The sequence below is a fragment of the Streptomyces sp. GESEQ-35 genome, from assembly GCF_017948485.1.
GTDB lineage: Bacteria > Actinomycetota > Actinomycetes > Streptomycetales > Streptomycetaceae > Streptomyces.
Map to the genome: position 1 here is coordinate 655,803 of NZ_JAFFSX010000001.1, position 16,253 is coordinate 672,055.

The 16,253-nt window shown below is 69.8% G+C and carries 16 protein-coding genes; 7 read left to right on the top strand and 9 right to left on the bottom strand.

From position 1 onward, the window contains the following. Positions 1 to 20 precede the first annotated feature (20 nt). Positions 21 to 920 (bottom strand): LacI family DNA-binding transcriptional regulator, encoded by a 900-nt coding sequence (locus KCH87_RS02855; RefSeq protein ID WP_308298733.1) that lies wholly within the window; start codon positions 918 to 920, stop codon positions 21 to 23. Here KCH87_RS02855 and KCH87_RS02860 point away from each other — a divergent pair. The 5 genes from KCH87_RS02860 (at position 889) to KCH87_RS02880 (ending at position 5,689) form a co-directional block, all read left to right on the top strand. Beyond that, the gene (locus tag KCH87_RS02860) at positions 889 to 1,620 is read left to right on the top strand and encodes an ATP-binding protein (protein ID WP_308298734.1); all 732 of its coding nucleotides are present in this window, start codon (positions 889 to 891) and stop codon (positions 1,618 to 1,620) included. The two genes, KCH87_RS02855 and KCH87_RS02860, sit on opposite strands and share 32 nt — an antisense overlap. Before the next feature lie 97 nt (positions 1,621 to 1,717). Continuing rightward, positions 1,718 to 3,061: an aminomethyltransferase family protein gene (locus tag KCH87_RS02865; protein ID WP_210583769.1), complete on the top strand. Its 1,344-nt coding sequence runs from the start codon at positions 1,718 to 1,720 to the stop codon at positions 3,059 to 3,061. A 21-nt stretch (positions 3,062 to 3,082) separates the two neighbouring features. Beyond that, positions 3,083 to 3,964, top strand: coding sequence for a methylenetetrahydrofolate reductase (locus KCH87_RS02870; RefSeq protein WP_210583771.1), 882 nt, complete (start codon positions 3,083 to 3,085; stop codon positions 3,962 to 3,964). A 67-nt stretch (positions 3,965 to 4,031) separates the two neighbouring features. Further along, complete coding sequence (locus tag KCH87_RS02875) at positions 4,032 to 4,607, top strand: helix-turn-helix domain-containing protein (RefSeq protein ID WP_210583773.1); 576 nt, start codon at positions 4,032 to 4,034, stop codon at positions 4,605 to 4,607. A 20-nt stretch (positions 4,608 to 4,627) separates the two neighbouring features. After that, positions 4,628 to 5,689 carry a low specificity L-threonine aldolase gene (locus tag KCH87_RS02880; protein ID WP_210583775.1) on the top strand — a complete coding sequence of 354 codons (1,062 nt, stop codon included), beginning with the start codon at positions 4,628 to 4,630 and terminating at the stop codon, positions 5,687 to 5,689. Between the two features lie 73 nt (positions 5,690 to 5,762). On the opposite strand, the gene purU is transcribed toward KCH87_RS02880, so the two are convergent. Genes purU through glyA form a run of 6 tightly spaced genes read right to left on the bottom strand, consistent with a single transcriptional unit; the run spans position 5,763 to position 12,934 of the window. Further along, positions 5,763 to 6,629, bottom strand: coding sequence for a formyltetrahydrofolate deformylase (gene purU, locus KCH87_RS02885; protein WP_210583776.1), 867 nt, complete (start codon positions 6,627 to 6,629; stop codon positions 5,763 to 5,765). Then, complete coding sequence (locus KCH87_RS02890) at positions 6,629 to 7,249, bottom strand: sarcosine oxidase subunit gamma (RefSeq protein ID WP_210583778.1); 621 nt, start codon at positions 7,247 to 7,249, stop codon at positions 6,629 to 6,631. Before KCH87_RS02890 ends, purU begins: the two co-directional genes overlap by 1 nt. Then, positions 7,242 to 10,109, bottom strand: a complete 2,868-nt coding sequence (locus KCH87_RS02895; protein WP_210583780.1) for a sarcosine oxidase subunit alpha family protein — start codon at positions 10,107 to 10,109, stop codon at positions 7,242 to 7,244. Before KCH87_RS02895 ends, KCH87_RS02890 begins: the two co-directional genes overlap by 8 nt. After that, entirely contained in the window at positions 10,106 to 10,402 is a 297-nt protein-coding gene (locus tag KCH87_RS02900; RefSeq protein ID WP_210583781.1) for a sarcosine oxidase subunit delta, read from the bottom strand. The genes KCH87_RS02895 and KCH87_RS02900 overlap by 4 nt, the downstream gene beginning before the upstream one ends. A gap of 10 nt (positions 10,403 to 10,412) precedes the next feature. Further along, the gene (locus KCH87_RS02905; protein ID WP_210583782.1) at positions 10,413 to 11,633 is read right to left on the bottom strand and encodes a sarcosine oxidase subunit beta family protein; all 1,221 of its coding nucleotides are present in this window, start codon (positions 11,631 to 11,633) and stop codon (positions 10,413 to 10,415) included. Further along, positions 11,630 to 12,934 (bottom strand): serine hydroxymethyltransferase, encoded by a 1,305-nt coding sequence (gene glyA / locus KCH87_RS02910; RefSeq protein ID WP_210583783.1) that lies wholly within the window; start codon positions 12,932 to 12,934, stop codon positions 11,630 to 11,632. The genes KCH87_RS02905 and glyA overlap by 4 nt, the downstream gene beginning before the upstream one ends. Before the next feature lie 94 nt (positions 12,935 to 13,028). Here glyA and KCH87_RS02915 point away from each other — a divergent pair, with 94 nt between their 5' ends. Beyond that, the gene (locus KCH87_RS02915; RefSeq protein WP_210583784.1) at positions 13,029 to 13,694 is read left to right on the top strand and encodes a GntR family transcriptional regulator; all 666 of its coding nucleotides are present in this window, start codon (positions 13,029 to 13,031) and stop codon (positions 13,692 to 13,694) included. Here the strand turns inward: KCH87_RS02915 and KCH87_RS02920 are convergent. Together KCH87_RS02920 and KCH87_RS02925 are read right to left on the bottom strand one after the other, a co-directional pair. Beyond that, positions 13,652 to 14,671: an aldo/keto reductase gene (locus KCH87_RS02920; RefSeq protein WP_210583785.1), complete on the bottom strand. Its 1,020-nt coding sequence runs from the start codon at positions 14,669 to 14,671 to the stop codon at positions 13,652 to 13,654. The two genes, KCH87_RS02915 and KCH87_RS02920, sit on opposite strands and share 43 nt — an antisense overlap. A gap of 57 nt (positions 14,672 to 14,728) precedes the next feature. Further along, the gene (locus KCH87_RS02925) at positions 14,729 to 15,166 is read right to left on the bottom strand and encodes an Lrp/AsnC family transcriptional regulator (RefSeq protein ID WP_210584047.1); all 438 of its coding nucleotides are present in this window, start codon (positions 15,164 to 15,166) and stop codon (positions 14,729 to 14,731) included. 88 nt (positions 15,167 to 15,254) lie between these two features. On the opposite strand from KCH87_RS02925, the gene KCH87_RS02930 reads away from it, so the two are divergent. Beyond that, on the top strand, positions 15,255 to 16,163 hold the full coding sequence (locus KCH87_RS02930; RefSeq protein ID WP_210583786.1) for an SMP-30/gluconolactonase/LRE family protein: 909 nt from the start codon (positions 15,255 to 15,257) through the stop codon (positions 16,161 to 16,163). Positions 16,164 to 16,253: the final 90 nt, after the last annotated feature.

Sequence of the window (16,253 nt, forward strand, 5' to 3'; positions counted from 1 at the left end):
TCGGCCTCACGAAAACGTGGTCAGGCCGAGTCACGGACGATGACCCTGGCCGGCGCCGGTTCGAGGCCCGAGGTGTCGAGGCCGAGAGCGGTGCGGGCGGCGAGGCGTCCGTGGGCCTCGGCGTCGATGTGGATGGTGGTGAGCGCCGGTGTCACCAAGGCTCCGTACTCGGTGTCGTCGTATCCCATGACGGCCAGGTCGTCGGGGGCGGTGAGGCCGAGATCGTGGAGGGCGGTGAGGGCGCGCAGGGCGACGTCGTCGGTGAAGGCCGCGACCGCCGTCACCTCGGGACGGGCGGCCCGGAACTCCTCCACGGCCCGGGCACACGCCGTCCTCGGCCGGGGTGCGATGAAGGACACGACAGGGGCGAGGCCGAGACGGTCCGCGGTCTGTGCGGCGAACCGCAGGCGGGCCTCGGCCACCGGGTTCTCACCGTCCGGCAGGGCCTGCGCGATGTGCGTGTGGCCGCGTTCGGCCAGGTGGCGGACCTGTAGGGCGGAGTGGGCGGCCAGGCCGTCCTTCCAGCCGCCGCCACGGTCCTCCAGCTCGTGGCCCGTCAGGTACGGCTCGGCGAAGCGGATGACGGCGCGAGGCCTGATCGCGTCGAGCACCCGCCGCGTCTCCTGGGGGGTCTGGTGTCCGTGGCGGACGAGCAGGACATGGCCGTGCGCGGCCAGTTCGTCGTCGAGGCCGCGGACGTAGCTGCGGGAGTAGTTGCCCTCCAGGCCCCAGTCGATGTTGAGGACGACGACCCGGGAGGCGCCCTCGCGCAGTGCCCGTGCAAGCCCGTGAGGTACGTAACCGAGGTCATGGGCGGCCTGACGTACCCGTTCGCGGGTGGCCGCCGAGATCGTCTGGTTGGGGTCGTCGTTGAGGACGAAGCTCACGGTGGCGCGTGACACGCCGCTGGCGGCAGCCACGTCGTTCAGCGTGACTCTCCCGGAACCGCCCATCACCCTGCCCCGATACCACTCGATGCGCCAGGCTGCGCCCGCCGTGCCGCACGCCCAGTGTAGGCAGCCCGGCTCGGCGAAAACCGTTTCCGCGAGCCGGCTCGGCTGCGCCAGCATGTGCGGGAGTGATGATCGTGCGGCGCCTTGGAGGCAGTTGGTGGATACGAGGCCCGAACCGAGGCTGATCCTGCTGTGCGGGCTTCCTGGCTCCGGGAAGACGACGCTGGCCAAGCGTCTCGCGCATGCGATGCCGGCAGTGCGCTTGTGCCCGGACGAGTGGATGGCGGATCTCGGCGTCAGCTTGTTCGACGTAGAGATGCGTGATCGCCTCGAGAGGCGATTCTGGGCTCACGCTCAGGAACTGTTGCGGCTGGGACAGGCCGTGATCCTGGAGTTCGGCTTCTGGGCGCGCACTGAGCGGGAAGAGAAGCGTCTCGGTGCGCGTGGCCTCGGCGTTCCCGTGGAGCTGCACTACCTCTCGGCGTCGATCGATGAACTGTGCCGCCGTGTCGAAGCCCGCAGCGCGGCGGGTGGGAGAGGGACAGTCCCGATCACCCGCGGGATGATCGAGGACTACGCACAGCTCTTCGAGGTCCCCGGTGATGACGAACTCGGTCTCTTCGATGAGCCTCCGGCGGACCGGCGCCCCGCGGAACGAAACCAATGAATGCGCCGTACGGCTCTCGCCAACACCGAATCCGTCCCGCTAGCTTCATCACTAGATCGATCTAGTGGCGTGTGAACTGCTGACGAAGGGGAGCCGCATGACCACCCCGAGCCTCCAGGACGGCATCGACAAGGCCGGATCGACCATCAAGCTGCTGTGGAAGCCGGGTGCCGCGCCCTGGACTCCCGAGGTGGTGGAGCGCGAGTACGCCGGCTGGCGGCAGGAACAGGCCGCCTGGCACGAAGGCGTCGCCCTCCTCAACCTCTCGCACCACATGTACGACATGTGGATCGAGGGCCCGGACGCGACCCGGCTGCTCGCCGACCACGGCGCCAACAACTTCGAGAACTTCGCGATCGGCCAGGCGAAGCAGTACGTCCCGGTGACGGCCGGCGGCGACATCGTCACCGACGGAATCCTCGCCCGCGAGGACGAGCACAGGTACCTGCTCAGCGGCGTCCCGGCCGCTCAGCACTGGGTTCAGTACCACGGGGAGAAGGGCGGCTACGACGTCGCCTTCGTCACCGACCCGTCTTCCGCGTTCCGCCCCGGCGGCCGCGACCCGAAGCTGTTCCGCTATCAGATCCAGGGCCCGCTCGCCGCGGAGGTGGTGGAGCGGGTCTTCGGCGGGCCGCCGCCGCGGACGAAGTTCTTCCACTCCACGCCCGTGACACTGAACGGCCGGAGCTTCCGCGCGCTGCGCCACGGTATGGCGGGCCAGGCCGGTTTCGAGTTCATCGGCCCCTGGGAGCACGCGGCGTACGTCCATGAGACGTTCCTCGAGGTCGGGGCACCGCTCGGCCTGGTCCAGGTCGGCGCCCTGGCGTACACGACGCCGAGTGTGGAGAGCGGCTGGATCCCCTCGCCGGTGCCCGGCATCTACACCGATCCGGAGCTGGCGGAATACCGCAAGCAGCTCCCCCTGTTCGGTATCGAGGGCCAACGCCCCCTGAACGGCAGCTACTTCTCAGAGGACATCGAGGACTACTACGTATCTCCGTACGAGCTCGGCTACGGCAAGATGATCTCCTTCAACCACGAATTCCTGGGCCGGGACGCCCTGTTGAAGGCGAAGGACACTGTCCGCCGCACGAAGGTGACCCTCCTCCTCGACGCCGACGACGTGCGGGACGTCATCGGTGACGGCCGGGATCCCGGATTCGTGCTCACGTACGCGCGCCACCGGGTGGAGAACGCCACCGGCATGGTCGGCACCACCATGCAGAGCGCGATGATCGACCCCGTGGGGAGCGTCCTGTCGCTGACCCTGGTCGACACGGAGTACGCCGTACCGGGCACCGAGGTCCAGGTGGTGTGGGGCGAGCACCCCGGGCCGGGCACTCCCCCGGACGCCGACCTCGGCTTCCCGCGCATCCGCGCCACCGTCCAGCCCGCACCGTTCAACCAGCACGCGCGCACGCTGTACCGCCAGGGCGCCTGAGCCACGTACCGAAGGAGCACGATGAACCCCGGTTCCATGGCCCCGGCAGCGGTACGCACATCGCTACTGGAGGACTTCTCCCTCGAAATGACGGGCAAGGACATCCCGAAACTCGAGGAAGCCCACGCCACGATCCCGCCAGGCACCCGCATCAACATCACGTTCCTCGGCAACGAGGACCTGCGGATGCGCCTGGACGCAGCCAGGGCCGTCAAACGGCTCGGCTTCACCCCCGTACCGCACATCTCCGCCCGTCGCCTGCGCTCACGGGACGACCTCGAACAATTCCTGGCCGGGCTGCGGGCCGACGGCACCGCCGAGAACGTGTTCGTCGTCGGCGGCGATCCCGCCCGCCCCGAGGGCCCCTACGAGGACGCACTCGCCGTGATCCGCACCGGGCTGCTGGGGCGCAACGGCGTACGCCATGTCGGCGTCAGCGGCTACCCGGAAGGCCACCCCGCCATCCCGGACGGCGCACTGCGGTCGGCGCTGACCGACAAATACGCGGTGCTCCAGGCACAGCAGCTGACCGGTGACGTCATCACACAGTTCGGCTTCGACGCCGACGCCGTCCTCACCTGGGTGGAGGAGACACGCAAGTGGGGCGTCGACCAGCCGATCCGGATCGGCGTTCCCGGGCCCGCGGGAGTCCGCCGCCTGCTGGCGTACGCCGCCCGCTTCGGCGTCGGCACCAGCGCCTCCATCGCCAAGAAGTACGGGTTCTCCCTGACCAACCTCATGGGCACGACCGGCCCCGAGCGGTTCCTGCGCGCCCTCGGCGACGGCTATGACCCCGTCCGCCACGGCGATCTGAAGGTGCACTTCTACACGTTCGGCGGGCTCGGAGCCACCGCGGAGTGGATCGCCCGATTCCGGAGGAGGGCGGATCGTTCATTAAAGTGAACGTAGGGTTCGCCGGGACGAGCGTTTGATATAGTGAACGAATGGTTCACTCAATCAGGAGTCGCTGATGGTGCCCTCGCCGTCCGGCCGCCAGCCGGTGAGCAGTACCGCAGCCGCGGTCGGCACGAAGATCCGTCTGCGCCGTCAGCAGCGCGGCATGAGCGCTGCGGAGATGGCCCGCCGGGCCGGACTGAGCAAGGCCACGCTGTCGCAGCTGGAGGCCGGCAACGGCAATCCGACGATCGACACTCTGGATGCGATCGCGATCGCCCTGCGCATCCCGATCGCCGATCTGCTGGCGCGCGATGCAGACACCGGTCCGGTCTTCCGGGCGGGCACCGACGCCGAGCCCGGCGAGGTGTCCCGGGAGCTGCTGCGCCGCATCAGCAGCGGAAACAGTCTGGAGATCTGGCGGTTGCGCATTCCGCCAGAGACGGAGCTGCCCGGTGTCCCGCACGCCACCGGCACGATCGAGCACCTGCTCATCGCCACCGGGTACGTCACCGCCGGCCCCGTCGGCGCCCCGCAGGACCTGGGACCCGGCGACATGCTCGCCTTCGCCGGCGACGCCCCGCACTTCTACCGCACCGGCGCCGAGGAGGTGGACATCACCGTCGTCTTCGCCTCCCCCATCAGTACCTGAGTACCAAGGAGTTCCCCCACATGAGCATCACCCTCGCCACCACTCCCTCGGGTCGCGCCTTCATCAGCGACAACATGGCCGGGGCGTCCTCGCAGATAGCCCAGGCCGTCGCCGACGCGGCCACCGGGCAGGTCCTGCCGTACGGCAACGACCCCTACAGCGACAGCGCCCGCCGCAAGCTCGGAGAGATCTTCGAGCGGGACGTCGATGTCTTCCCCGTCTCCACCGGATCCGCCGCCAACGGCCTGAGCCTGGCCGCCCTCACCCCGCCATGGGGCAGCGTGCTCACCCACCCCGACAGTCACATCAACCACGACGAATGCGGCGCCCCGGAGTTCTTCACGGGCGGCGCCAAGCTCGTCGACGTCGCGGGCCACGACACCAAGATCGACCCTGACTTGCTGACGAAGGCCGTACACCGACGGGCCGGTGACGTGCACAGCGTGCAGCCGTCCGTACTCAGCATCAGCCAGGCCACCGAGAGCGGCAGCGTCTACACCCTGGACGAGATCCGCCACCTGTCCGCCATCGCCAAGGACGCGGGACTACGGGTCCACATGGACGGAGCGCGCTTCGCCAACGCCCTGGCCCACCTCGGCGCCACCCCGGCCGAGATGACCTGGAAGGCCGGCATCGACGTCCTGTCGTTCGGCGCCACGAAGAACGGTGCGATGACGGCCGACGCGATCGTCTCCTTCGACCCCGCGATCGCCACCGAACTCGCCTTCCGCGCCAAGCGCGCCGGCCAGCTCACCTCCAAGATGCGCTTCCAGACGACCCAGATCGACGCCTACCTCACCGACGGCCTGTGGCTGGACAACGCCCGCCAGGCCAACGCGATGGCCGCCCGGCTCGGCGACGGCCTCAAAGCCATCCCCGACACCGGACTGCTGGCTGCCCCGCAGGCAAACATCCTCTTCTGCCGTCTGCCCCAGCACGTCACCGACGGCCTCCTCGCCGAGGGCTACGCCTTCTACCACGACCGGTGGGAACCGGGGATCGTGCGGTTCGTCACCGCCTTCTCCCACAGCGCGGACGACATCGACCAACTCCTGGACGCGGTCCGCCGTCACACCCGCTGACCGACGGCCGCCTACGAGGCCTCGTCGGTGACGTCCGCACGGGCGACCCTCCCGCTGCCGAGGCGTACGCCCCTCAGCGGAGGACCACCGTGCGCCTGCCCTGGACGAACACCCTGCCTTCGCAGTGCCAGCGGACCGCTCGGGCCAGGGCTGCCGACTCCGCGTCGCGGCCGATGGCTGCCAGGTCGTCGGGGGTGTGTCTGTGGTCGGCGTCGATGACCTCCTGGGCGATGATCGGTCCTTCGTCGAGGTCGGCGGTGACGTAGTGGGCTGTGGCACCGACGAGTTTGACGCCACGGTCGTGCGCCTGGTGGTAGGGCTTGGCGCCCTTGAAGCTCGGCAGGAACGAGTGGTGGATGTTGATCATCCGGCCGGCGAGTCGGGTGCACAGGCCGTCGGAGAGCACCTGCATGTAGCGCGCCAATACGACCAGGTCGACGTCGAACGAGTCGATGACCTCCAGGAGTCGGGCTTCGGCCTCGGGTTTGTTCGCGGCGGTGACCGGAACGTGGAAGAACGGGATGCCGTGCCAGGCGACGAGCGCCTCGTGGTCGCGGTGGTTGGAGACGACCGCGACCACGTCGATCGGCAGGTCGCCGCTGCGGGCGCGGTAGAGCAGGTCGTTGAGGCAGTGCCCGTAGCGGGACACCATGATCAGAACGCGACGCCGGGTGCTGATCGGTTCGAGGCGCCACCGCATGGCGAACGGGGCGGCCACGGCGTCGAAGTCGCGGCGCAGGGACTCCGTGGTGTTCTCGCCTCCGAGCGTCGCGAAGTGCACCCGCATGAAGAAGTGGCCGTCGCGACGCTCGCCGAACTGCTGGTTGTCGATGATGTCGCTGCCGTGCTCAAGAAGGAACCGCGAGACGGCATGGACGATGCCGGGGGCCTCGGGGCAGTCGAGGGTGAGTACGTGCTCGGCATTCGGCGACGTGCCCATCACGACACCTCCGGGCCGCGGTACTCGCTCATCGCGTCGATGAGCCAGCGCGCCAGGTAGTCGGCGAACGAGGACCGTGGCAGCAGGCGGTACGTCGGTACGTCGTCGACCTGCCAGAGCAGCACGGCAACGGGCCCCACCGTCGTCGACACCGCCCGGCCGGGGCCGAAGGCCCGCGGATGCAGGTCCAGCGGGCAGCCCTTCTCCAGCACCTGCCGGGCGGCCGGGCCGGTCAGCTCCAGCGTGGTGCGGTTCGCCGAGACGTCCACCACCGAGCCCGGATCTCCTCCGAGGGCCTCCGTCAACTCGGCGGCCACAGCGGTGCCATCGGACCGGGACAGCACGAGCCACTCGTCCGGGCCGAGCCAGACAGCGGTGTGGGGTCCTGATGCGGTGGTCCGGCCGCACTGCCGAGGGAGCGGTGTCCCCAGGGCCTTCTCGACGCGGTCGGCCGCTTCGCCGGCGGGGTCGACGCGCAGGTTCACCATGGTGCTGAAGGGCCGCTCGCTCAGCGCGACGGCACGGGCGCCCGTGACCGTGGCGGCGCGTATCCGGTCCTCCAGATGTGACAGGGGGCTGTGGCGCAGGCGCACCGGGTCGGCCTCGGTCGGCTCAGCCATCTCGCTTGGTCCCTTCGGGGTCGTAGAGGACGAAGTCGGTCACCTCGACGGGCACCAGGTCCTCGCCCACCGGGGCGAGGAGGGTCTCGCCGATCCTTGCCCGCCCGTCGGCGACGAGGGCGAGAGCGAAGGGACGGCCGAGGGCCGGGCTGCGGTAGCTGGAGGTGACGTGCCCGAGCATCGGCACCGGCCCGGCCTCAGGGGTGACGGGCACATCCGGCGCGACGAGTTGGGTGCCTTCGGGCAACCGGGTGCTGCGATCGCTCGGAAGCAGGCCGACCAGTTGCTTGCGGTCGGTGCGGGAGGTGTCGGCGCGGGAATAGGACCGCTTTCCGACAAAGTCCTTCTGCTTCGAGACCACCCAGGACATGCCGGCGTCCTGCGGGGTGACGGTGCCGTCGGTGTCCTGGCCGACGATGATGTAGCCCTTCTCGGCCCGCAGCACGTGCATGGTCTCGGTGCCGTACGGGGTGATGCCGTACGGCTGCCCGGCCTCGTGGACCTGCTCCCAGACGGCCAGGCCGTACCACGCGGAGACGTTGATCTCGTAGGCGAGTTCGCCGGAGAAGGAGATCCGGCAGATACGGGCCGGGATGCCGGAGGCCAGGGTGGTCTCGCGGAACGCCATGAAGGGGAACGCCTCGGCGGACAGGTCGACATCGGGCGCCAGGTCCGCGACGACCTGGCGCGACTGCGGGCCGACGACGGCGATCGTCGCCCACTGCTCGGTCACCGAGGTGCAGTGGACGTCGAGTTCGGGCCACTCGGTCTGCGACCACTCCTCCAGCCAGTCCAGGACCCCGGCGGCGCCGCCGGTGGTGGTGGTCATGAAGTAGCGGTTGTCGTCGAGGCGCAGGGTCACACCGTCGTCGAAGATCATTCCGTCGGGCTTGCACATGACGCCGTAGCGGGCCATCCCGGGCTTCAGTTTCTTGAAGGCGTTCGTGTAGATGCGGTTGAGGAACTCGCCCGCGTCCGCTCCCCAGATCTCGATCTTGCCCAGGGTGGAGGCGTCCATGAACCCCACGCCCTCACGTGCCGCCCGGCACTCGCGGGCCACGGCCGTGTCCATGTCCTCACCGGCCTTGGGGTAGTACCAGGGGCGCTTCCACTGCCCGACGTCCTCGAACTCCGCGCCGTGGGCGACATGCCAGCTGTGGATGGATGTGGTCCGCTCCGGGTCGAACAGATCGCCGCGCTCCCGCCCGGCCAGGGCCGCGAAGGCCACCGGCGTGTACGGCGCCCGGTAGGCCGTGGTGCCGATCTCCCCGGGCGACGCGCCCGCTCCCAGGGCCTCGGCGATCACACCGATCGCGTTGACGCCGGACGTCTTGCCCTGGTCGTTCGCCGTGCCCAGCGAGGTGTAGCGCTTGACGTGCTCGACGCCCTGCATGCCGGCGCCGGTGGAGCGCCAGACGTCGGCGACGGTGACATCGCGCTGGAGGTCGACGAAGTGACTGTCCCAGGTGCCGGGTTCGCCCTCGGGGGCGGGCACCAGCCACAGGGCATGGATCGGGCCGATGCCGGACCGCCCCTCGTCGGGCGACGGCACGGGAACCGGGAACCCGGCCTCCGTCGCGGCCAGCGCACCCGCTCGCGCCCCCTCGGCCAGACAGCCGTCGAGGTCGTACGTTCCGCCCGCCGCACCGACGACCTGCTGATTCCGTACGGTGCCGTCGGGGACGAAGGCGACCAGGTTCTCGTCCCAGCGCAGCCGTCCCTGGCGCTGGCTGTGCAGATGCACCACGGGGCTCCAGCCGCCTGAGACGGCGAGCAGATCGCAGTCGAACGACCGGGATTCACCAGTGAGTTGACCGCTCTCGTCGAGGCCCTGGACGGTGACGCCGGTGAGCCGGCCGTCCCCCGCGGTGTCGACCACCGCGCTGCCCGTCAGCACGCGCACGCCGGTCGCCACGGCGACCTCGGCCGCCCGCTCGGACAGTTCGGGGCGCGCGTCCACGACCGCGGCGATGTCGACGCCGACGGCGTGCAGGTCGGCGACCGTGTCGTAGGCACTGTCGTTGGTCGTGCTCACGACGGCTCGCGAACCCGGCGCCACGGCATACCGGTTGAGATACGTACGCACGGCCGCGGCGAGCATCACCCCGGGCCGGTCGTTGCCGGCGAAGGTCAGCGGACGCTCGTGCGCGCCCGTCGCCAGGACCACCTGACGGGCCCGGATGTGCCACAGCCGCTGGCGAGAGACGCCTTCGCGAGCGTCGGCCCCGAGGTGGTCGGTGCGTCGTTGCAGGGCCAGCACGTAGTTGTCGTCGTACGACCCGAAGGCCGTGGTACGTCGCAGTACGACGACCTCGGGGGCGGAGTCGAGTGCCGCGCGGACGTCCGCCGGCCACTTGCCGTCGGCCTGCGCGCCGGAGAGCAGTGACCCCCCGGGCTCGGGCTGGTCGTCGACGAGGATCACCCGGGCACCGGAGCCGGCGGCAGCGGCGGCGGCCGCGAGCCCGGCCGGTCCGGCGCCGACGACCAGGACGTCGGTGTGCACGTACTTCTTGTCGTAGACGGCGGGGTCGGGAGTCGGGTCGAGCCGCCCCATCCCGGACAGGGTCGTGGCGGACAGCCCGTCGTACAGCTCCACCGTCGTGGCCGGGAGCATGCCCTCCGAGCACGGACCAACCAGCTGCAGCAGGGCGTTGGGCTCCTCGACACCCGCGGCGACGATCCCGCGCGGGCGGCCCCGGTAGAGCGACGGGGCGACCTCGACGAGGCCGTTCGCCAGCATCGCCGAGGCGACGGTGTCACCGGGGTGCCCGGTCAGCTCCCGCCCGTCGACGGTGAACCGCAGCACGGTGTCGCGGTCGATACGGCCGCCTTGTCCGAGCCGGAAGTGCTGGTCGGTCATCGGTTCCCTCCGGCCTGGGGCAGTTCGGGTCGGGGCTCGTCGAGCCGGTAGGCGGCGAGCACCTCGTAACTGGCGGTGTCGCGCAGGACGTTGAACCAGCGGCGGCAGCCGGTGCTGTGCATCCACCGCTCGGCGAAGGGGCCCCTGGGGTTGTCGCGGTAGAAGACATACGCGGCCCACTGCTCGTCGGTGAGGTCCGCGGGGGCCTCGGGGTGGGGGACGTGGGCCTGTCCCCCGTACTGGTACTCGGTCTCGTCACGTGGCCCGCACCATGGGCAGGTGATCAGCAGCACGGTGTCCTCCTCAGTGGGCCACGGCCGCGGCGCCGTGCTCGTCGATCAGGGCGCCCGTCGTGAAGCGTTCGAGGGCGAAGGGGGCGTTCAGCGGATGCGGCTCGCCGGTGGCGATGGTGTGGGCGAAGGTCCAGCCGGCGGCCGGAGTGGCCTTGAATCCGCCGGTGCCCCAGCCGCAGTTGACGTAGAGATTCCCGACGGGGGTGGTACCGATGATCGGGGAGGCGTCCGGGGTGACGTCGACGATGCCGCCCCAGGTGCGCAGCACGTGGGCACGGGCGAAGACGGGGAACAGCTCGACGGCGGCGGCCATCTGCCGCTCGATGACGTGGAAGGAGCCGCGCTGCCCATAGCCGTTGTAGGAGTCGACGCCCGCGCCCATCACCAGCTCGCCCTTGTGGGCCTGGGAGACGTAGACGTGCACGTGGTTCGACATGACGACGGTGGGGTGCACCGGTTCGTGCAGCTCGGAGACCAGGGCTTGCAGGGGGTGTGACTGCACCGGCAGTCGTACGCCCGCCCGCTCGGCCAGCACGCTGCTGTGCCCGGCCGCCGCGAGGCCGACCCGGCCGGCGAGGATGCGGCCGCGGTTGGTCTCGACGCCCACGACCCGGTCGCCGTCCTTGAGGAAGCCGGTGACCTCGCAGCCCTGGATCAGGTCCACGCCCATCTCGTCGGCCCGGCGGGCAAGTGCCCAGGCGACGTGGTCGTGCTTGGCGATGCCGGCCCGGGGCTGGAAGGTGCCGCCGAGGACCGGATAGCGGGTGCGGGGCGAGACGTTGAGGATGGGGCACACCTTGGCGACCTCGTCCGGTTCGAGCCACTCGGCGTCGACTCCGTTGAGGCGGTTGGCGTTGGCACGGCGGACGCCCTCGCGGACGTCCTGGAGGGTGTGTGCGAGGTTGAGGACGCCGCGCTGGCTGAACAGGAAGTCGTAGTCCAGCTCCTCAGGGAGCCGCTCCCACAGCTTGAGGGCGTGCTCGTAGATCGCCGCGCTCTCGTCCCACAGGTAGTTCGAGCGGATGATCGTGGTGTTGCGGGCCATGTTGCCACCGGCCAGCCAGCCCTTCTCCAGGACGGCGACGTTGGTGATGCCGTGGTTCTTGGCGAGGTAGTAGGCGGTGGCCAGACCGTGGCCGCCCGCGCCGACGATGACGACGTCGTACGAGGAGCGCGGCTCAGGGTTGCGCCAGAGGAAGTCCGGATGCTCCGGCAGCGGCTCGGTGGTCATGCCGCTTCTCCGTTCAGGTGGGGGTAGAGAGGGAAGGCGTCGGCGAGTTTCGCGACCCGGGCACGCAGTTCGTCATCGGGCTGCTCGCCCTTCAGGGTCTCGGCGATGATGTCGGCCACCTCCCGGAACTCCGTGTCGCCGAAGCCTCGCGTGGCCAGGGCCGGGGTTCCGATCCGCAGGCCCGAGGAGACCATCGGCGGCCGGGGGTCGAACGGCACCGCGTTGCGGTTCACGGTGATGCCGATGCGGTGCAGCCGGTCCTCGGCCTGCTGCCCGTCGAGCGCGGAGTTGCGCAGGTCGACGAGGACCAGGTGGACTTCGGTGCCGCCGGTCAGCACCGTGATCCCGGCCTCGGCGACGTCGTCGGCCAGCAGCCGGCCGGCGAGGATGCGGGCGCCGTTCAGGGTGCGCTGCTGGCGCTCCTTGAACTCCTCGCTCGCCGCCAGCTTGAAGGCCACCGCTTTCGCCGCGATGACGTGCTCCAACGGGCCGCCCTGCTGGCCCGGGAAGACCGCCGAGTTGATCTTCTTGGCCAGGTCGGCGCGGCTGAGGATCACACCACCGCGCGGACCGCCGAGGGTCTTGTGCGTGGTGGTCGTGACGACATCGGCGTAGGGCACGGGGCTCGGGTGGAGGCCCGCGGCCACCAGCCCGGCGAAGTGGGCCATGTCCACCATCAGATACGCGCCCACCGCGTCGGCGATCCGCCGGAACGCGGCGAAGTCCAGCCGGCGGGGGTAGGCCGACCAGCCGGCGACGATCAGCTTCGGCCGGTGCGCCAGAGCGAGCTGCTCGACCTCGTCCATGTCGACGCGCAGGTCGGACTCGCGCACGTGGTACGGCACGACGTTGTACAGCTTGCCGGAGAAGTTGATGCGCATGCCGTGGGTCAGGTGCCCGCCGTGCGCCAGGTCGAGGCCGAGGATCGTGTCGCCGGGCTTCAGCAGCGCGAACATCGCGGCCGCGTTGGCCTGGGCGCCCGAGTGCGGTTGCACGTTCGCGGCCTCGGCGCCGAACAGTTCCTTGACCCGGGTGATGGCCAACTGCTCGATGACGTCGACGTGTTCGCAGCCGCCGTAGTAGCGGCGGCCCGGGTAGCCCTCGGCGTACTTGTTGGTGAGGACCGAGCCCTGGGCTTCCATGACCGCGGCCGGGGCGAAGTTCTCCGAGGCGATCATTTCGAGGGTCGACTGCTGACGGTGCAGCTCCGCGTCCACCGCGACGGCGACATCCGGGTCGAGGTCGCCGAGCGGGACGGAGAGGTGGGAGGTGAGCGTGGTGATCGACGGATTCCTTGCCATCTGTGCACCATCCTGAGAGCCAACTAATGACCAACTGATATATCAGCCTCTGCGGTAAGGTATGGGAGTTCGCCGGACAGGTCAAGGGGGCCCCATGCAGCACGTGGCGACCGAGCCCAGCGGCGAGGAGCTGTCCCTCGCCGAACGCGCGTACCGCGCCATCCGCGACCGGCTCGTCATGCTCGAGATCCGTCCCGGCTCGCCGATCAACGAGGACCAGTTGGGACAGTCTCTCGGCGTCGGACGGACGCCGGTGCGCGAGGCGCTCAAGCGGCTCCAGTACGAGCGCCTCATCACGACCTACCCCCGGCGCGGCACCTTCGCCACCGAGGTCAACATCACCGACCTGGCCCATATCTCCGAGGTGCGCCAGGAGTTGGAGCCCCTGGCCGCCGCCCAGGCCGCGCGGCGCGCCACGGCCGCGGACCGCGCGACCCTCACGGCCGTACTGCGGGAGCTGGAGAGCGTGGACTCCCGTCGGCGCGACGCCGCCGAGCTCATGCGCCTGGACCTACAGGTCCACCGCGCCATCTACGCCGCCACGCACAACCCGTACCTGGAGGACACCCTCGTCCGCCACGACAACCTGGCCACCCGCATCTGGTGCCTGTTCATCGACCGACTGTCCGACGTGGCCGGCCACGTCGAAGAGCACGGACCGCTGATCGAGGCGATCGTCGCCGGTGACCCCGACAAGGCGGCACACCTCGCCCGCGGTCATGTCGAGCGCTTCGAACGGGCCGTTCGCGACGCCATCTGAGATACCGGCGCGCGCTCGTCGAGGAGCCCGGCCCCGAGCAGATCGGCCCAGACCTGGTCGGGAATCTCCGCCTGGAACGACGCGATGTTGTGCCGCACCTCTTCGGGGGAGCGCATGCCGACCACGATGCCCGCGACCGAGGGATGCCGCAGCGGGAAGGCCATGGCCGCCTGCGGCAGGGTCACACCGTGCGCCTCGCAGATGTCGGCGATCTCATGCGCCCGCCGCAGGACGTCCGGTGAGGCGGGTGCGTAGTCGAAGTGTGCTCCGTCGGCGGGCCGTGGCGTGGCCAGCAGCCCGGAGTTGAAGATCGAAGCGGCGAGTACGGAGACGCCGCGTGCGGCGCAGGCGGGCAGCAGGTCGTCCAGAGCGCTGTGGTCGAGCAGCGTGTAACGGCCGGAGAGCATCACCACGTCGACATCGGTGTCCTGCACCAGCTGGGTGAGCATGCCGGTGTGGTACATGCCCGCCCCGATGGCGCCCACCATCCCTTGGGAACGCAACTCGGCCAGCGCGGGGTAGCCGTCGCGCAGGGCGGCGTCGAAATGGTTCTCCGCGTCGTGGAGGTACAGCATGTCGATGCGGTCGACGCCCATGCGGGTGAGGGAGTCCTCGACACTGCGCAGTACGCCGTCGCGGGAGAAGTCCCACACCCGGCGGTGTGTCGCGGGCACATCGAAACTCTCGTCCCTGCGCCCGGCCTGGTCCTGCGCGTCGAGGAGCCGGCCGACCTTGGTCGAGAGGGTGAACGCTCGTCGCGGCAACCGGCGGAGGAACTCACCGGTGCGGCGCTCGGAGTGGCCGATGCCGTAGTGCGGGGAGGTGTCGAAGTAGCGGATGCCGCTGTCCCAGGCCGCCGCCAGTGTCCGCGCCGCGGTGTCGTCGTCGAGCGGCGCGAAGAGCCCGCCGAGCGGCCCACCGCCGAAACCCAACTCCGTGACCTCGACCGCGCTGCGCCCGATTCGATTCGTCCTCATCCAGCCGATTCTCCTCGTAAGCCACCCGATTTCGCGAGGAGTTGGGCCGGTCCGGACCTATCCGGCGTCCAACGGCCGTTCGAAGAAGGTCTCCAGAACCACCGTCGCCTGCGTCCCGCTGACCCCGTCGATCTCGTACAGACGGCGCAACACGTCCTGGAGCCGCTCGGTCGTCGCGGTGCGCACCTTCACCAGGACGGCCGCGCTGCCCGCGATGACGTGCGCCTCCTGGATCTCCGGCACGGCGGCGAAGTCCTCCGCGCGGTCGCCCATCCACTCCGTCGAGTCGACCAGCACGAAGGCGAGGACCCCGCGGTCGAGCGCCGCGGGGTCGACGTCGACCGTCGTGGCCCGGATGACCCCCTGTTCGCGCAGCTTGCGCACGCGTTCGTGCGCGGCACCCGCCGACAGGCCGACGCCCTTGCCCAGTTCGGCGTAGGAGCGGCCGGCGTCCTGCTGGAGCAGCGCGATCAGACGCCGGTCGATGTCATCCACTGGCTTCATATGATGACCATACCTAGTTCGGCAATGCTGGTGCTACGGTGAATCACATTCTGATCAACGCATGCGAGAGGACGCTCCCATGTCCGTCGACGGCCTGTACGAGATCCTGGACGACCGCTTCCGCACCGGACGTTGCGCGAACGGCGACAGCAGGCTGGAGGTCCTGCACGACGGCTGCCGCTGGGCCGAGGGCCCGCTGTACGTTCCCGCCTGGCGCCAGTTGATCTGGAGCGACATCCCCAACGACCGCATCCTGCGCTGGGACGAGGCCACCGGTGCGGTCGGCGTCTTCCGCACCCCGGCCGGCCACAGCAACGGCAACACCCTCGACCGGCAGGGCCGTCTGGTCACCTGCGAGCAGGGCAACCGCCGTGTCACGCGCACCGAGCCCGACGGGACGGTGACCGTCCTCGCCGACCAGTACGCCGGCCAGCGGCTCAACAGCCCGAACGACTCCGTCGTACGCTCCGACGGCACGATCTGGTTCTCCGACCCGGACTTCGGCATCACCAGCGACTACGAGGGCCACCGCGCCGAGTCCGAGATCGGCGCGTGCAACGTGTACCGGATCGACCCCACGACAGGTGACGTACAACTCGCCGCCGACGGGTTCGAGGGACCCAACGGCGTCATCCTGTCCCCCGACGAGAAGCGGCTGTACGTCTCCGACTCGCGGGCCGCCAGGATCCACAGGTTCGACGTCCGCGAGGACGGCACGCTCTCCGACGGGAAGGTCTTCACCGAGGCCCGGGGCGACGTCCACTTCGACAACATCCGCTTCGACGACGAGGGCCGCCTGTGGGCCGCGGCCCTGGACGACGGGATCCACTGCTACGACCCCGACGGCACCCTCATCGGCCGGCTGCGCGTACCCGAACCCGTCTCCAACATCGCCTTCGGCGGCCCGAAGAACAACCGCCTGTTCATCACGGCCACCACCTCGCTGTACTCACTGATGATGTCGGTGACCGGAGCACCACGCCTTTAGGACCGGACGATTGGATCGGTTCGCAGAAAAGTTCGGGAAATGCCATACCGCGCCACCCCTTCCGCCGCATAGAAATATCTACGAGCATGC